This window comes from Cuniculiplasma divulgatum (assembly GCF_900083515.1).
GTDB classification, from domain to species: domain Archaea; phylum Thermoplasmatota; class Thermoplasmata; order Thermoplasmatales; family Thermoplasmataceae; genus Cuniculiplasma; species Cuniculiplasma divulgatum.
Genome location: NZ_LT671858.1, coordinates 1,610,115 through 1,627,557 on the forward strand (window position 1 = coordinate 1,610,115; position 17,443 = coordinate 1,627,557).

Here is a 17,443-nt window from a genome sequence, read left to right on the forward strand (position 1 = left end):
TTTCACTCAGGCTTTAATTTTTGATACTAAGTAAAGGTTGTTATAAAACTGCAGTGATGGTGATTGAACGTCCTTAGATTGTAACTGAGCATATTGAGTTGCGATAGAACTGGAAGCTGATGGTCCTATTTTTGGACCTTTCACTATTTGTACCTTTGAACTGCCGAAGTCTGTTACGAGTGCGGAATCGTATGCACTTAATGCACTGGATACACTCATTTTGCCCACCACGACATCACTCATCGCAGCCTGTAGTGCCGTTGAGACTGTTGGGTATGTTGATACTGGAGGTCTATAACTTCCATATTTCAGTGCTTTTGCATAGAATGTATCAAGTTGTGGTGCGTTAGGCATTAGATCTTTGAACATTGGATTGCTTGATGCACTTGTTGTAGCTGGTAATCCTCCCGCAAGCGCCTGGCCTGGCAAATTTATTTTTATTTGATTTGTTGTGTTATCCAGTGCCTGCATGAATGAGTAAACGAGGGACTTGTTGCTAACGCCGTTATACATTGCCCACCCCCATCCACCTACCATGGAATTATAATATGGGGCCTGACCAAATTCAGTTGGTATATACGCGAGACCAATATATTTTGTAAAGTTATGAATCTCATGAGATCCGGAAGCCCATTGGTAACCATACATCCAGCTTCCATCTACAGCAATTCCTAACTTACCTTCCTGTAAATACTGACCTGTGGTTATATAAGGAGTTGTGCTAAGATCAACTGATGCAAGGTTGTCTGTCACAAATGCTGTTTTATAGAAATGTAATGTAGCATTAAGACCAGGATTGTTACCATACCACTGTGAACTTGAAAAGTTATAAAGACCCCATCCAGTTCCATATAGTAACCCTTCAAATCCAGTAAAGCTTGAAGCCTCTCCACCCCTGGTATCAGTGTATATATTCATTGGAATGAATCCTTTTATTGACGATAGATTAGCCTTAAGTTCCATTGACGTGTGAAGTATATCTGCCCAGCTTGTTGGTTGCCATGGAGTTTTTATACCGGCTTCGTGGAAAAGTGACATGTTGTAATATATTAACGTGTCTGTTACCTGGGTTGGCATACCATATATTGTTCCGTTTATTTCCATCTGACCCAGGGCTGACGGGAAGAATGAATTCTTTTCTGTGGAATTCATATAGTTATTTAGTGGTGCTATCACTTTTTCATGTGCATAGGTTGCAGTATAGAACATATCCTCCAGCATCACATCTGGAGCAGTAGAAGCTTTTGATGTCATCAAATCAAGCTTATCATAATACTGTGCCTCACTACTTGCGTCAAAAGGCCCTACGAATTTTATTTCCACGTTTGGATGTGCTTTCTGCCACACAGCAGTTTCGTTATTTACGAAATTCTCCCATATGGTTGAACTAGAGCTGTACACAGGTCCAGCTACCGTTATTGTTACCTTTTTAGATGTTGTCGTTGGATGGTTTGTTATAATAAAATAGGTTCCAATACCAGCAACAATAAGTACGATTACAACAGCAATAGCAATTATTACTTTCTTGCTACTTCCTCCACTACTATTAGTCCCACTACTTTGCATAGTATAACCCATGATTAAAATACTATATATGTTTTTTTATGGGTTTAAATATTGCCATGTCCAGTGTCGCAAAATATCGTGCCATGTTTTCCAATTTGAATTATTGGAGCTATAATACAACTGCCTTCACGCCATAAATCCATATGCTTTCAGAATTGCTCCAACAATTACTGAGGGCTTCTTTGAGTAGGCGCTTATATATCCCATTTTTTCTGAAACTATTCCAATGTCTCCGTCAAAACTGGTAGATATAAAAACACAGTTGTTTTTTCCAGAGATCGCATTCATTAAATTTACCCTGGACCTGAGATGTTCATTTCTTCCAACAAGGATGATCTGTCTTCCCGATTCTTTCATGTTTTCCAAAAATTCTGTTCCGTAATGCAGTTTCAGTTTTAGATTTAAGTCTGCCAGGTGAGTTGATACAAGATTTGTTGATTTGGATATTTCAGCAACCTGACTCTCATCCTTCGAATCCATTAAAACGAGATCTGCTTCAATATCTGGATTAAGTATTTTCCTTCTTCGTATTCTTGAAGAAACTGTCTCTACAGATCTCATGAGCAGGGGAGATGGTTTATATGATAGTTTCTTAAAAGGCTGCATGAATTGCACGATTCTCTCTTCCTTAGGTTTCAGCAATGCTGTGTCTATGTTTTGGATTTGTTCATAAAACTCCATTGATCCAACAATATCTGCATTTTCGATCACATCTACCTCATTTTTAATTGAACCTTTGATTATTTCCGAAACATCATATCTTCCCTTAACAGCCTTCATATCCATTGAGTCAGATATTATGAGATTTTTATAATTGAAACTGTGTCTTAGCAATTTCTGTACTTCTGCAGAAAGGGTGGCTGGATAATTCTCATCCAGAGAGTTATAGAGAACGTGTGACAGCATTATGGAACTAACGCCTGCATCTATGGCTTTTCTAAATGGGTATGAATCATTGATAATTGATTCTACATTTCTTTTATCTTCCGGTAGATCCACGTGGGAGTCTACCATTACTGATCCGTGTCCTGGAAAGTGTTTAGCTGTTGCCCTAACATCATAAGACTGAATTCCTTTTATAAATTCTGCACCATGTTTTCCAATAGTTTCTAGATCAGAACCGAATGACCTTTCAAGAATTACTGGGTTATATCCATTTAAGGTATCCAGAACAGGGGCAAGGTTCCACCTTATCCCAAGAGAATTTAGCTGGTAACCTGTCAGCATACCTACATAATTTGTGAATTCTGGATTGTCTAATTTGCCAAGAAAAAGATTGCTTGGGCTGTAATCAATCCATGGAATTCTCACCACATTTCCGCCCTCCTGATCAACTGCAATAAATGGGGCTGGAACATTATTTTCAACAACATAGATGTGATTTATCTTACTGATCAGTTCAGTCAATTCCTTCTCATTGCTGAAATCGTTGCCGAATAAAACAACGGAAAGAGGCAGCATTTTTGAAATGTACTTTAAGCTTTCCTCTCTTTCAACTCCCCTCAAACCTGTTTGAATAAATAATCCAGTTCTCATGGCACTCTTATCCTGCAAATTTATTAAATATATTCCTTTTTAAGATTGGTTAAAGATTATCAACAGTTTGCATCTCTATTTCTGATGAGTACTGCTGTCCATGGTAAACCTTCTGCTTTGCAACCTTATAATTGGTAGTATCATACTGATTTCCTGCTATATTCTGGTTTCTGGCGTACTTTGGAAATGCACTGGAAGATATTTCAATCCTTAATCTGTGATCTTTCTTTATTTCATGGAACATACCCCACATATCAATCTCTATCTGAATGATTTTTCCAGGTTCATAAGAAGCCTCCTGGAATGGACCGTTCCTGTACCTCAACCTTGTTATACCGTCCTGAAGTCTCTGTGCATATCCATCCTGATGAACATCAAGTATTTTCATTGTAAAGTCTGTATCCTCACAATCAGAAGAGATGAATATTCTCCCAGTAATTTTTCCGGCAATTGTTAATCCTTCTTCCATTTTCCCTGAAGTATATACAAGAATGTCCTTTCTCTTTTCTATTTCTGAATAGTCATCTGGTCCTCCTATCTGAGCAAATCCCTCTCCAGATAGGTATGGTACAGGATCCATGGGATCGTATGTGAACTGATCGGTTCTCAGTCCATATGACGGTTTATCAAAAATCAGTCTTCCATCTCCAGATATACCTGCCGCACTTTTTTCTGATGATAGATACATATGTATGTTTTTGCAACCTTTGAGAGGCCAGTCGCTGGATTTTATCCATCTATTGGGTCCCATTGCAAAAACCATAACCCTCTCGTCATTATCCACATATCTATGTTCAAGAATAGTATTTATCCACTGAGATTCTATTTCAACCAGATCTAGCTTAGAGTTGTTTCCAAAGTCAATATGATCGTTTTTTATGTCCTTGTTAACTGAATGTCCCCACGGACCAATTATAAGACTCTGGTTATTCCTTGAAAAATCACTTTCTGAATATTTTCTCATATTCTCATAATTTATGAATGTGCCTATCTGCTCATCATCATACCATCCTGAAATGTGCATCACTGGGAGATTAATATTATTCATCTTTCCCTGATAAAAAAGTGGTTTCCAGAAATCGCTTTCCGGCCTGTTTATGAAATACTGTTTCCAAAAAGGAATGTCTACTCCAATTTTTTCAGGCATATTAATCAGAGGTAAACTCCCATACACTTCTTCCCAGTCTACGCTGTTGATGTTCTGCATTCCTCTTCCCCTGAGAGAGAATAGCCAAGAAAGATTCATTGGTGAAGTCGAAACTGACGGATTTTCAACAAATGGATCAGATGGTGGGACAATACTTATCATTCCCCTCAGATGCTCAGGTTTCTTCAGTGCAGTTAACCACTGAATCCTTCCCGAATAGGATGCTCCCCATGTAATTACATTCCCATTTGACCATGGTTTGCCCGCGAATATTTCAATGAGCCTTGAACCATCCTCTGCTTCTGAAAAGTATGGTATAAATTTTCCATCGGACTCTCCCCTTCCCCTCACATCATTTGCAATAAATACGAAACCTCTTTTGCTGAATTGCCTTGCAGTATTGAGTAATTCATCTGAGTTTTTACCGTAGGGAGTTCTGAAAAGTATTACGGTACTCTTTCCCTTTCCCTCTGGTAGATAGATATCTGATGACAATTCGATCCCATCTGGCATTTTAGTTCTTTCATCATAGATAATCATATATTTTACCGATCATGAGTTGATTTTCATATATAAAACAGACATTTTTCTCAATAAAGCATTATTTCCTTTATCTCCTCCCTGTATCTTTCCAATTCTCCCTGATAACTTTCTATAATATCCAATGGACTATCACCTGAAATGATCCTTTTCCTTATTTCCTTATTACCCGCAACAGAATCAAAATAGTGATCATAAAATTCTATATTATCAGAGTGGAATGTGTATATTGATGATAATAGATGTATCACAAATTCAAATGGCTTGAATAGATTTCTGTTACTCACATTAATCATTATCCCATTGCACTTTTCTCCTGTGTATTTGGAGAAATAGGGCTTGAATCTTACCTCATTCAGAACGACTCCTGCAAGTTTTTGCTTCTCAATAGCTGAAATTACCTTTCTTGCATCCATCCATGGGGAACCTATGAGCTCGAAAGGTCTGGTCGTTCCCCTCCCCTCTGATATGTTTGTCCCCTCAATTAAAACGCATCCTGGATAAACTATGGCAGTCTGCAGCGTTGGCATATTTGGAGATGGCAGGGTCCATGGTATTCCTAGCTGATCGTACCACATATCCCTTTTCCACTGCTTCATTTTTACTATTTTAAGTCTAACATTTTCTCGGGATATTTTTCTGTTGAAGAAATTTGCAAGTTCTCCAATTGTGAGAGAATGCTTAATTGGAACTGGCAGAGAACCAATGAAAGATTGAAGATTATCAAGAAGCACTGGACCATCAGGATTCTCTCCGCTTAAGGGGTTTGGCCTGTCAAGCACTACAAAATCTATGCTAGATCCACCTACTGCTTCCATTGCATATATCATTGTTGCAATATATGTATAAATCCTGCATCCCACATCCTGAAGATCGAATATGATTGTGTCAAACTGATCCATAACATCTCTGGAAATAAATTTGGAAGAATCTTTAATTGAATCTGTTTCCCTCATTTCCCTGTCAATATCAATGGAACCTGAACTTTTTTTAGAGTCAGGTTTCCTGTAAAGACTTTCTACCTGTACTCCAAGTGCATTATCGTAATAGGATTCAACTGTCTCTCCTGACTGATAATCACCAAAATACCCATGCTCAGGGGTCAGTAAGGTTAGATTTCTGTAACCTCCAATTTGTTTAACTGCGTCGAGAGATGACAATCCTTCATGATTTCCGGCCCAGTTGTTTGTTATCAACCCTACCCTCTTATTCTCTATAAAATCTGTCTTTATGGAACCTAACTGATCAATCCCCATCAACATGGCTGCATATATGTACGGGGAATTTAAATTATAATATTGGTTATTATTCTGTCAGCCAGTTACAGGCTTTTTGTTACACGCCCAATTTTCTCAAATATTTCGTGAAGATTCTTAGAGTATTTGCTTCCATCAAAGAGATTATTCACCGATACACTTGCTGAATTTCCGTTTGCGTGTATCATATTTCCATCACCAAGGTAGAGACCTACATGACCCTTAAAAAACACCAGATCACCTGGTTTAGCACTGTCAAAATTATCAACAGTCTCTGTAAAATCTCTCTGTGAACCAGAGTTTCTTGGAATCTGTACACCTGTGAATTTGTAGAGCCTTTGTACAAAACCCGAACAGTCATATCCAAATTCGGATGTTCCTCCCCACAGGTATGGTACCCCTATAAATTCCATTGAAAGATCACATACAGAGAAGTTGTTGTTTGAAACTCTAACAAGCTTATTTTCTGGTATTTTATATTTTTCAGCCTCTTCCTTACTCACGTAAGAACCAAAAGGGAGCTTGATTTCTGGATGACTGTGAAATCTTCTTAATTTATATGACTTATCTGTGTATTCTGTAATTATATTTGTTTTTATATATCCCTTAACGTGATCCTGAGATTGGATCAGCGAATAGGCATCTCCCCTTTCCAGAAGATCAAATTTCTCTCCAAAAACAACCTGAGTTTCTCGTTCAGATTCAAACATCGCCTTACTTCTTAAATCTCCTACACCTATTCTTATCTGATACATTCTGCAATATAGCCCTTAGGGATATGAAACTTATTATTGCTATCTGACCTTTATAATGAAAAATCTGGTTCTTTGGAGAATATATTTCATGTTAGTAAAGTTCACTCTAAAGTTCACTCAAAGCTTAATACAACTTTTATGCTTTTGTGTAAACAGACAAAATATGTGATTAAATCTAAGGTATAATATTGTTGGAGATTATTTAATAAAAAAATACGAAGGGAAGAATATGAATGTTGCAAATGTAGTAATCTTATTAGGATGCAGGTCCTCTGGATGCTCCCCTACTGAGGAGCTTAAGGGAAGAGTTAAGGAGACGGTTAATCTTTACAGATCATTGAAAGAAAAAGCTGTTATAATTCCATCAGGGGGAGTCTCAGAAGATGGTTGTGGTTTATCAGAAGCCGAATTTATGTTAAGGGAACTTTTAAAATATAATATTCCAAGAGAGAGAATATTCTTAGAGGAAAAAGCCAAAACCACAATTGGCAATGCATTCTTTTCAAAACTGCTTATTGAAAGTAATAATATTGAGTATGAAATGATTCATATCGTAAGTTCGTGCTACCACATGGATAGATCAGAGCTCATTTTCAAGAGCATATTTTCAACAGAAAACATTGGAAAGGGATATTGTTTTGGTCATGTTCAGGAAAGAGAAAGCGAGATTGATAAACTGAAGAGAGATTCTTCTATTCTGGAAAAGATGAAGGGAAAATCAGCAGAATATATAGAAAACACTTTTAGGGAATATCTTTAGTTTAAGTTTGTAATTTTAAGAGTTAAACATAACCTTAATCCTTTAAAGTTTTAGCAGACTCGTAGAATTTTGTGTGCCTGACAATGTCCTGGAAATTATCCTTCTCCCTTATTGTTATTAGTTTCCCATCACTGATCAGTAATTCCATTGGAAGTAACCTGCCGTTATAGTTGCTTGCCATAGACATTGTGTAAGCCCCGCAGTTGAAGACTGCAACTATATCACCTATTTGTGGCTCCTGCAGCATTACATCCTTCCCGATCCTGTCAGTGTTTTCGCAGATTTGTCCTGTTACATCAGTTTTAAATTTTCGTTCTTCGTTCATCCTGTTTGCTATGAGTATATGGTGATAGGCTCCGTAAAGAGCTGGTCTCATAAGTATGTTCATCCCTATATCTGTACCCGTGAAGTTTGACTCCTGTCTTTTAACGTCTGTAATTTTACCCACTAACAATCCTGAGTTGGAGCTTATGTATCTACCGGGTTCAATCACGAGCCTTGGTATTTCCCGACCTTTTTCTGTGTAAAATGCTTTGAATACGTCAGCTATGTTTTTGGCTGTGTCCATAACATCCAGTTCATCCTCTTCAGGTCTGTATGGTACACCAAATCCTCCTCCCATATCCACAAATTCGAATTCAATACCAAGCTCTTCCTCGAAATTTTTAACAACTTCCAGAATCTTTTGAGCAACTAATTTAAAATGGTCGGCGTTTCTTACGTTTGATCCAGCCATAACGTGGATTCCGAACATCCTGCATCCCTTTTCCTTTGCCTCCCTGTAACCCTGTAATGCAAGCTCCGGAATTTCTCCAAATTTTGCCCCTTTACCTGCTGTTTTTATGCCTGGAAATTCCCCCTTTCCATAATCAATTTTAATTCTAAAACTCACTATTTCTGGTAAGTGATCAAGCACCATTCTGAACTGACTTAGAGAATCAAAGTTTATTGTTATATTCTTATCAATTGCAAATTTTAATTCTTCTATAGTTACATTATTTGGTGTAAAAGATATATTATCAGGAGATACCCCACTCAGCAGAGCTATTTTTATTTCATTTACTGACGATGCATCCATTCCACATCCCTCAGATGAAAGAATGGAAATCAGTGAGGGATTGAAATTTGATTTTATTGCAAAATCTATGGACACATTTTTGAAATATTTATTAAAAGCATCTTTAATTTTTCTATAATTGCCACGTAAAATATTCTCAGAATAGATAATAAAAGGCGTTCCATAATCTTTTGCTACCTCTACAATGTCATTACCATACCAAAATAAATTCCCATCTATTATTTCCGTATAACGTGGCAGGATTTCATCCATTTTATGTCATTTTACCTAGGTTATTTAAGGTATCGAGTACGAACCTATCTTCGCCACTAATCTGATACACATGCATGTTAAAATGGATATCGAAAATTGTACCTTGCAATTCAAACCGTAAGTTGCTTATTTGTAGTTTATAGTTTAAATTACTATAATGCTTTTCCCACCCATGTTTTATAATTTTGAGTGAATCATTCTTTTCATCTTTAGGTACCGATGTTCAAGAATTATTTGAGTTATATCAGCTTCAGGGATTGCATATTCGAATCCGTGGAAAATGCCATCATATACGTGAAGGTCTACTCTTCCGTTGGAATTTATAAGTTTTCTAGCAAAGTCAACTGATTCATCTCTAAAAACCTCGTCGAATCCTACCTCAATATAAGTTTCTGGAAAACCTTCTAAATCGGTTGCTATGGATGGAGAGGCAAATTCAGATATCTCTTTTTCTGAGCCAAGATATCCTCTCCATCCCATTCTGTTATAGTACGTTGGCCAGAAAGGCCAGCTACCATCATACTGAGCACTGGAAAGAGTTGTATTCCTGTGATCTAGCATTGGTGCCATAAGGAATAGGTTCCTTATTTGTGGGCCATTTTCTCTAATTGAGCGCAAAACAACTGAAGCAGCAAGGCCACCGCCAGCACTTTCTCCCATTATGCTTAACATTTCCGAATTAATTCCAAGACTTTCGGCAAGAGCTGAACAGTACTGGAACCCGTAATAACAGTCATTCAATGGGATTGGAAATTTAAATTCTGGTGCAAGTCTATATTCTATGTCAAAAATTTTACATCCCAATTTAAGCGATATGGAAGCCAGCCTATTTATTTCCTCATCTATTCCTCCTACAAGTAAACCTCCTCCATGGATATGAAAAATACATGGGAGTAAATCTTTCGATCCTGACGGTGAGTAGAGCTTCGCTCTTATGTGCGTTCTATGAAATGATTCGTTAATTTCTGCAACTTCAATTCCTGGGATATCAAGCGAATCTGATGTGACACCGGCGGATTTTCTTGCATTAAGTAGATTTTGCTTAAATTGAATAACCCTATCTTCTACATTGGAAATTCTATTCAACTTCTCAATGTTGTTTCGAACAAGCAAAGACCTTCTAGCTGCCTCTTCTCTTACTTCCATCACAAGATTACTAACACGTGAATGGATTTCACTTGCTCCCATCAGGGGTCTAATACATGTTGTGTAAATAATTGTTTTTATCAATACCTTATGATCAGTTTTCAGATCTGTTTACATTTTAGTAAATCAAATCTCCTGAAATATTTATTTTCTAAATTCATAAACAGTCACAAATTCCTCTATGAGATATAAAAATGGATTAATATTGCCGATTTCCTTTGATACGAATAGAACATAACTTTTTGGCCTGAATTTAATAAATATTAAGTCGAAAATTGCCGTAAAACCTGGAAAAGTCGTTTGAAGGATCTCAGTTCGATGACCTTACTTTATTATTAATGTTAATATGGCAGAAATGGCTGCAGTATTCTATGATAAATAATATTATTATGTTATTCCAGATACAAACCAATGTCCTTTAACCTCGGGATTGAAAATCTTGGAAAAAATAGAATAAATGAGAATGTGGCCTTATTAACTAATGCCAGTGGAGTAACTCAGAATTTAGAGCAAAACGTTGAATTTCTAATAAGAAAAGGGTTCAGAATTAGAAGGATTTTTACAGCGGAACATGGTTTTTATGGAACACTAAACGATGGGGATGATGTTAAAAATGAGACATATAACGGGATAGATGTTGTATCCATTTATTCTGCAGATAGAAAGTCCATAAAACCGGAAGAGCTGGAAGATGTTGATACAGTGATATATGATTTACAGGATGCTGGCACAAGACCATATACATTTATCTCTTCGCTAAAAAACCTATTAATCACAGCCTCGGAGCTTGGAAAAAAGGTTGTTGTGTGCGATAGACCCAATCCCCTTTCCAACATTGTAGATGGACCTGTGTTAAAGAAGGAGTTTGTTTCATTTGTTGGAGCGGACGAATTTCCACTAAGATACGGAATGACCATAGGTGAATTAGCTCAATTCATGAATAGAAATATTGGTGCAGATCTGAATATTTCAAAGATGACAGATTACGATCCGTCAAGATATTATGACAATTACATGAAATATTACGTCCCACCATCACTGAACCTAAATTCTCTAGACTCAATGTTTAACTTTTCAGGAATGGTATTAATGGAGGCAGCTAATGTTAGCGTTGGTAGAGGCACTCCATACCCATTTATGCAGTTTGGATTGGAAGATCCAGTAGATCTTAGATCTGATGAGTTCGAAGGTGTCATTCTGAGAAAAACTTCCTTTATATCATTGCTAAATCCGCTTAAAGAAAAGAAACTAATAGGATATTTCATTCATATAAAGGATAAAAAGAGTTACAGTAGCATAAGGATGGTAGCCACTATCATGAAAAAACTCTATAACATGGATAAAAATCTAATTAATTTAAAAAAGCTGAATCTTAATTACGGATCTGATGAGATGTCAAAATGGCTTGAGAAAAATGAGATAGTCACAGATCTTTATGAAAAAATTAATTCAGAAATCTCCGAATTCATGAAAATCAGGAAAGATTACTCACTTTACAGGTTTCCTAATTAATGAACCATAATCTTTATTTTACATTCTTACATAGTTTTTTGTTTTGATCTCAATCAACCATAGATTCCATCAGTTCAATATAAGGTTCTGATTCGCTTATTCTTACCTTCAGGTTAAGAGGTATTAGCATCTGTTCATTTCCATGCCCAAAAGGTGCCATGGCTAGAGATGGTTTTGAATATTTTACCATGTATTCCCTTATTACATCTTCTATTGATGGTTTTCCTTCTCCTGAGGTTGACCTATTCTTAAATTCCCCAAATACAAATCCTGCAAGTTGATTAATCGTGCCATTGAGTATCATTATGTCCAGATATCTTTCTATGTCTACTGATCTTTCATTTGTATCCTCACAGAATAACACTTTATCAGTAAACTCCGGCATATAGGGTGTTCCAGTTAGAGATGAAAAGACTGACATGTTGGTTCCCATGGACCTTCCCTGGGCACTTCCTCCAACCACATACTTTACCAGTCTTTTTATATATGGCTTTAGGTCTGACAGTTCTCCTCTAAATATCTTAAACATTGTTTCCAGTTTTTCCCCTCGAAATTCTTCAGTGTCTGTGTCTGGCATAGGACCGTGAAATGTGACTAACCCAGAAATCTTATTTATGGCCATATGAAGATTTGTAATATCACTGTACCCCATGAATATCTTTGGATTATCTCTTATTACATCAAAATCTAGAAATGGTAAAATCTGCCTTGCTCCATGGCCACCTCTTGCACAGAATATTGCCTTTACCTTATGGTCCCTAAAAGCATCCATCAATTCTTTAGCACGCAACTCTGGATTTGCTGAATGATAAGTTTCCTGATTGAGCTTTTTCACGTTGATACCATATGTTACCTTATACCCAATTCTGGTTATTTCCTCAACTGATTGGTTTAAGGATATAATTTCAGGGTAACTTGACGGGGCTATTATTCTTATTTCATCCCCTATGTTCAGTCTAGCAGGCTTTATTACCTCTTTCCGTTCTCTGTAATTTTCAGAACTTCCTGTCATTTCATTCAGTTTGTAATATGGACTCCATATAATAAATTTTTAAGTATCAAATATAAATTTTAGACTAATAGCTTGTGGAAATGGTTGGGATAATTTCAGAAACAGACACAGGTATCCAAGGAATCTTAACCAATAAAATTAATGTGAAAATTGAAAATAAATATTTGGGTAAATGTTGAAATATAAAAGAAAAGATTTGTGATGCCAGAGATCTTTATCTGACATATTCATTTTAAAAATTAGTTTTTAGGTATTTTCGGTTTTCTTATGAGATAAACACCTGCAACCGCAACAATAACTATCACAACTGCTATTATGGCAATTATCTCATAGAGGTAGTTGCTGCTTGATGGTTTTACAACTTTTTCAGTTACGGTGTAATTGACGAAGGAGTATGCAGGTACGACAGAGCTATTTGATGTGCTTGCCTTGGCAACAATGCTTTCATTTGCCGTGACATAAGACCCGCTTCCTGAACTTGCATCCCCTACCGTAAATGTGAATACCGCAACACCAGCGCTATTTGTTGTCAGGTTATATCCACTGATTCCAACATTTACACCGGAAAGACTATATGATGTGATGTTAACATATGCTCCAGGTACCGCGGTTCCATTTTCGGTCACTGTGAATGTTATTTTACCTGTTTGACCTGACGTGTAACTGGTACTTCCCAAGTTATATGACATAACCAGAGATGGATTTATTACGAATACATTGTTGTATGCGTATCCCGCGCCTGTTTGGTTCTGGTTTCCCACAGATGCGACTGCAGTTATGTTAATCTCCTGATAATAAAGAGACATGGGATTTCCAGATGAACCATATGTTGTCATTAAGTTTGAAAGTGTCTTAGGAATTGTGAATGTGAAATTTGCACTGTTTCCAGTAGATGTGTTAAAAGTGAATGCACTGCTTGTAACACTTCCGGGTATTCCCGACATTACCACGGTTATGTTTGCATCTTTTACCTTTGTTCCAGTGCTATTAGTTACAGTGTACATGTATTTACCGCTGCTTCCTGCAGATAGATGGGTTTTGCCTGAATAAGTAGATGTAACTCTTAGATTATTCTTTTCGTTTGTGTTTATCAACTCTATGTTAAGATATGTTGATGTTGTAATTGTATGAATATCCTTAGTGGGTGGATTTACTGTTGCAGAAATGTTAACCTCTTCATCTGGCAGGTTTATTATGTTTCCGCTGCTTGATGTTGTTTGCAACAAAAGGTTGAGATTTTTGAATACTTCATACTTCCAAGTTGCTTGACCAGCTGAGTTTGTAGTAAGCTGGTTGGATGTTGTGTTGATCAACCCTTTTGCTATGGATGATACAGATACTCCAACTGTGGCACCCTGAACCGGTAAACCAGTTGTCTTATTAAGAACTGTGTATGTTATACTTCCACTATCTCCCTGCTTTTCTACGAGAGCTCCTGTTAATTTCTCTTGTACCTGCATGTTATACTTATAGCTTACGGAAGTTGTTGTCTTGGCCTTGTTTACCTCCATAAGTGTGAAATAAAGGCTGAATAGAGAATTCGAGTTCTCTGTGGTAAAGTTAGAGAACTGGTTTGTTTGGAATGCATCTATCGTTGTTGTATATCCAAGGTTGATTAGAGTTGCTTCTTCTATGATTAATGTCTGAATCTCCTTTGAAATATGAATTGCCTGCTGATATGAGTCCGACTGCAACAATTCATTTGATAGGTTGGTTAGAAGAGTGGTCACCTGTTGACCGGAAAGATGTTTCCCATTAAAGTTCAACGATGTATATGGTCCTAGAGTACAACCTACACTGAAATAAGCTGGGGCATCATTTATGAATAATGCGCATAGGTCTGCTGGATCTCCAGATTCTGTTCCCTGTCCATATTCTGCCATCTGATAGAAATTTCCTTTACCAGTGATGGTTTCGTATATGTTGTTAAACATTGTTGTGTAGGCTTCTTCTTTTATCACCGTCGTTATACCAAGGGCTGCGAATGAGGTTGACATTTCATTTGCAATTTCAGCAGCGCAAGGTGTCTCACTTCCTGGAGCTATCTGTATTTGAATTGTTACCTTCTTACCGTTATATGTCAGCGTTCCAGAATTGTTAGCCATTCCAGGTATGGCACTAATCATTGATTTGGCTTTCTGCATATTATAAGTATACTGCGGGCTTGATGAATTGTACCAGAGCACATTGCATGGAGGTACGGTATTTGAAGATGGTGTTAAGAGTCCATCATATACTGTTCCATCTATTGTTTGGTATGGAGTTGCATAGCTCAATGCCTGTCTGAAGGTAGTAATGTTAAGAGGCGTTTCGTTTTCATTTATTCTAACTGCACAGAAAACCTGAGATGGCTTAATATAAATATATGCTCCTGGAGTTCCCTTAACCAGTGACAGGAAAGATGGTGTTACTGGTAGAAGATCCAGTTGTCCTTTGGTGAAGGCTGCTACCATTGAAGACTGAGAAGAATAGTATGGTTGATAGAATTCATATATCTTTGGAGAGTACTGTCTTAGGCCACTGCTCGCGTTGGCGTACTGTGCAAAGAAATGTGGATTTACATAAAACTTATCATATTGGTTTGGTACAATGCCACCTTGAGGCATACCGTATCCATTAACGACCATAAATGGTCCGTCTCCGACCAATCCTGGAGCAGAACCAGTTGCGGTGTTCCATCCTAGATCCCAGCCATAATATCCATTTCCAGAAGACATTCCTGGAGTGTAATTGAATAATCCTTTAACACTCGTAAAGTCGTGATGTACCCAGATATTATATGGAAGAATATATGATTGCAGGGAGCTTGATTGAATTAACAGTGTTGGTTTTGGTACAAATACCTTTACTGAAAGATTTCCATTAGGAATTACATTAACTACTCCTGGCCATCCACCAAGGGCAGCCTCAAGCCTCCAGCTCAGAACTACATCCCCAGACTGCAGATAATATTTCTTCATTACAGTCGGTGCATAGCTCGTGTATGTGTGCGTGAATGATACTCCTGTTGAATTTCTATAATCTACCTTGTTCGAAAATGTATATGTTTGCGAAGCATTTGCCTTTGACCAGTCTGTCCACTGTGCATATGGTCTCAGATATATTGTGTACACATATGAGTAATTCGTCATTTTGCCAGTTTCAATGTCAAAGGTTTTATTGTTTGACGTAACGTGTGTCAATGTGTAGTTTGTGGCAAGCCATGGTTCTATTTGCCCATCAGGCATTGTTTTGTAAAGACTCCCGTATACCAATTTGGCAATGAATAAATCGCCAAAAGTAATTCCGGTAAATGTATTCAGATCACCTATGGTACAGTCGAGACCACAAGTAAATGTTCCATTAGTGTAACCGGGCTCTTCCATTGTAGTTGTTGGCATTTGCCATGCTGTTGATGATGAACCATCAGGCTGTACATTCAAATAACTACTCTGACTAATACCAGTATTTGTAGATGATGTATTAATTGGTAAATTAGTTCCAAAGACGAAAAACGCGGAACCTACCATTAATAATACCATAAATACTGATAAAACAATTTTTTATTTATCATTAGTGTCGAATCTGATCTCTTATTAATAAACATTTCTATAATTTTTTTTCCGATATAAAAGTTTTAATAATAAAAAGTAATCCCCTACCGTGTTTTTGACAATAACACATATTTTCTGATTGTCATTATCAAATTATTTAAATGTTCTTAAACTAAAAATTTAATTGATCTGATTTATTTCTTGTATCACTTATTGAGGTTCAAAAATTTAATTATCAGATTCCCATTTCTCACCATGAAAATACATAGAGAAAGTGTGACTTCTTTTTGCTTTCTGGATTCAGAGGGTAAGATTGTATTATCAAAAAACGAAAATTTACCAGTAATTCCTGCTTCAAATATGAAATTGGTCACCTCCCTTTGTGCACTGGAGTCCCTAGGAACGGATTATATATTTACCACAAGTTTTTCTTCAGATAAAGATGATTTACACATTGATGGTGACCCATCTTTCTTTTTAAATATAGGTGAATGCAGGAGAATCATTAAAGAATTAAAAATTGAAAAGGTAAACAACATTTATCTTGAAAAACCAAGAATCGATAGAGAGTTTTACAATGGTGATTGGGTTTATGGTGATTCCAAGTACAGTTATCAGCCAAGAATATCTAATTTTTTTATTGGTGAGAATTGCAAAATTAAAAGTGGTTTCAAATTTGACAATAATGATTTCAACTATATTCATCAGAACGAGCAATTATTTCAACCAGTTAAAAACCCAGATAAACATTTAGTAGAAGCTTTTTCAGAGGAAAAAAATCTGAGGACAATAAGGAAAAGTTTGTCTTCTAATAATAATTTTGAAAAAGTTATTTCCCACAGTGCGAATATAAGAGATGTTCTAAGACATATTCTCTTCGAAAGCTGTAATTTTTATGCTGAAGTTATATTCAAGTATCTTTCAAGTAGCGAAAAATCGCTGGGCACATGGGAAAATTCTTCTAAATTTGTAATGGATTATATTTCCAGGATAAATGGATCTGAAAATGTAAGGATTAAAGATGGATCTGGACTGAGTAGAGAGAATTTCGTAACCACAGGATTTCTTTCTAACATGCTTTTATATGCTAAGAAAAATTTTGGAAACACCTTTATAGAACTAATGCCAACAATAGGTCAGGGAACACTGAGGAAACGCCTTATTTCTCTTGAAAAAAATGGAATTTATGCAAAAACTGGAACACTATCTGGAGTCTCTGCTCTTAGCGGATATATAAGTTCAATGGATACTTTTTTCTCTATAATTATTAATAATAGTCTTGATGAAGGATCAGTTAGGCAGATGGAAATAGACAGGATTCTATCGGAATTTATTGACAAATATAAATAG

General features: G+C 36.6%; 12 protein-coding genes. 3 read left to right on the forward strand and 9 right to left on the reverse strand.

What is annotated here, in order from left to right:
- Window positions 1-6 precede the first annotated feature (6 nt).
- The 5 genes from CSP5_RS07975 to CSP5_RS07995 form a co-directional block, all read right to left on the reverse strand.
- A complete protein-coding gene (locus CSP5_RS07975; protein ID WP_077076585.1) occupies window positions 7-1,566 on the reverse strand; it encodes an extracellular solute-binding protein in 1,560 nt (519 codons plus the stop codon).
- Window positions 1,567-1,692: 126 nt separating this feature from the next.
- Window positions 1,693-3,102, reverse strand: coding sequence for a glycoside hydrolase family 3 N-terminal domain-containing protein (locus tag CSP5_RS07980; RefSeq protein ID WP_148690089.1), 1,410 nt, complete (start codon window positions 3,100-3,102; stop codon window positions 1,693-1,695).
- A gap of 49 nt (window positions 3,103-3,151) precedes the next feature.
- A complete protein-coding gene (locus CSP5_RS07985; protein WP_172399447.1) occupies window positions 3,152-4,762 on the reverse strand; it encodes a CocE/NonD family hydrolase in 1,611 nt (536 codons plus the stop codon).
- Between the two features lie 77 nt (window positions 4,763-4,839).
- Window positions 4,840-6,051, reverse strand: a complete 1,212-nt coding sequence (locus tag CSP5_RS07990) for an exo-beta-N-acetylmuramidase NamZ family protein (protein ID WP_148690091.1) — start codon at window positions 6,049-6,051, stop codon at window positions 4,840-4,842.
- Window positions 6,052-6,110: 59 nt separating this feature from the next.
- The gene (locus tag CSP5_RS07995; RefSeq protein WP_148690092.1) at window positions 6,111-6,800 is read right to left on the reverse strand and encodes a C40 family peptidase; all 690 of its coding nucleotides are present in this window, start codon (window positions 6,798-6,800) and stop codon (window positions 6,111-6,113) included.
- 229 nt (window positions 6,801-7,029) lie between these two features.
- On the opposite strand from CSP5_RS07995, the gene CSP5_RS08000 reads away from it, so the two are divergent.
- A complete protein-coding gene (locus CSP5_RS08000; protein WP_148690093.1) occupies window positions 7,030-7,560 on the forward strand; it encodes a YdcF family protein in 531 nt (176 codons plus the stop codon).
- Window positions 7,561-7,594: 34 nt separating this feature from the next.
- Here CSP5_RS08000 and lysA read toward each other — a convergent pair whose 3' ends face one another.
- A complete protein-coding gene (lysA, locus tag CSP5_RS08005; protein WP_148690094.1) occupies window positions 7,595-8,890 on the reverse strand; it encodes a diaminopimelate decarboxylase in 1,296 nt (431 codons plus the stop codon).
- Between the two features lie 177 nt (window positions 8,891-9,067).
- Window positions 9,068-10,078, reverse strand: coding sequence for an alpha/beta hydrolase (locus CSP5_RS08010; protein WP_148690095.1), 1,011 nt, complete (start codon window positions 10,076-10,078; stop codon window positions 9,068-9,070).
- A gap of 369 nt (window positions 10,079-10,447) precedes the next feature.
- Between CSP5_RS08010 and CSP5_RS08015 the strand changes: the two genes are divergently transcribed.
- A complete protein-coding gene (locus CSP5_RS08015; protein WP_148690096.1) occupies window positions 10,448-11,548 on the forward strand; it encodes a DUF1343 domain-containing protein in 1,101 nt (366 codons plus the stop codon).
- A 49-nt stretch (window positions 11,549-11,597) separates the two neighbouring features.
- On the opposite strand, the gene CSP5_RS08020 is transcribed toward CSP5_RS08015, so the two are convergent.
- Window positions 11,598-12,560, reverse strand: a complete 963-nt coding sequence (locus tag CSP5_RS08020; RefSeq protein WP_148690097.1) for a S66 peptidase family protein — start codon at window positions 12,558-12,560, stop codon at window positions 11,598-11,600.
- Between the two features lie 239 nt (window positions 12,561-12,799).
- A complete protein-coding gene (locus CSP5_RS08025; RefSeq protein WP_172399448.1) occupies window positions 12,800-16,069 on the reverse strand; it encodes an ABC transporter substrate-binding protein in 3,270 nt (1,089 codons plus the stop codon).
- Between the two features lie 279 nt (window positions 16,070-16,348).
- Here CSP5_RS08025 and CSP5_RS08030 point away from each other — a divergent pair, with 279 nt between their 5' ends.
- Complete coding sequence (locus tag CSP5_RS08030) at window positions 16,349-17,443, forward strand: D-alanyl-D-alanine carboxypeptidase (protein WP_148690099.1); 1,095 nt, start codon at window positions 16,349-16,351, stop codon at window positions 17,441-17,443.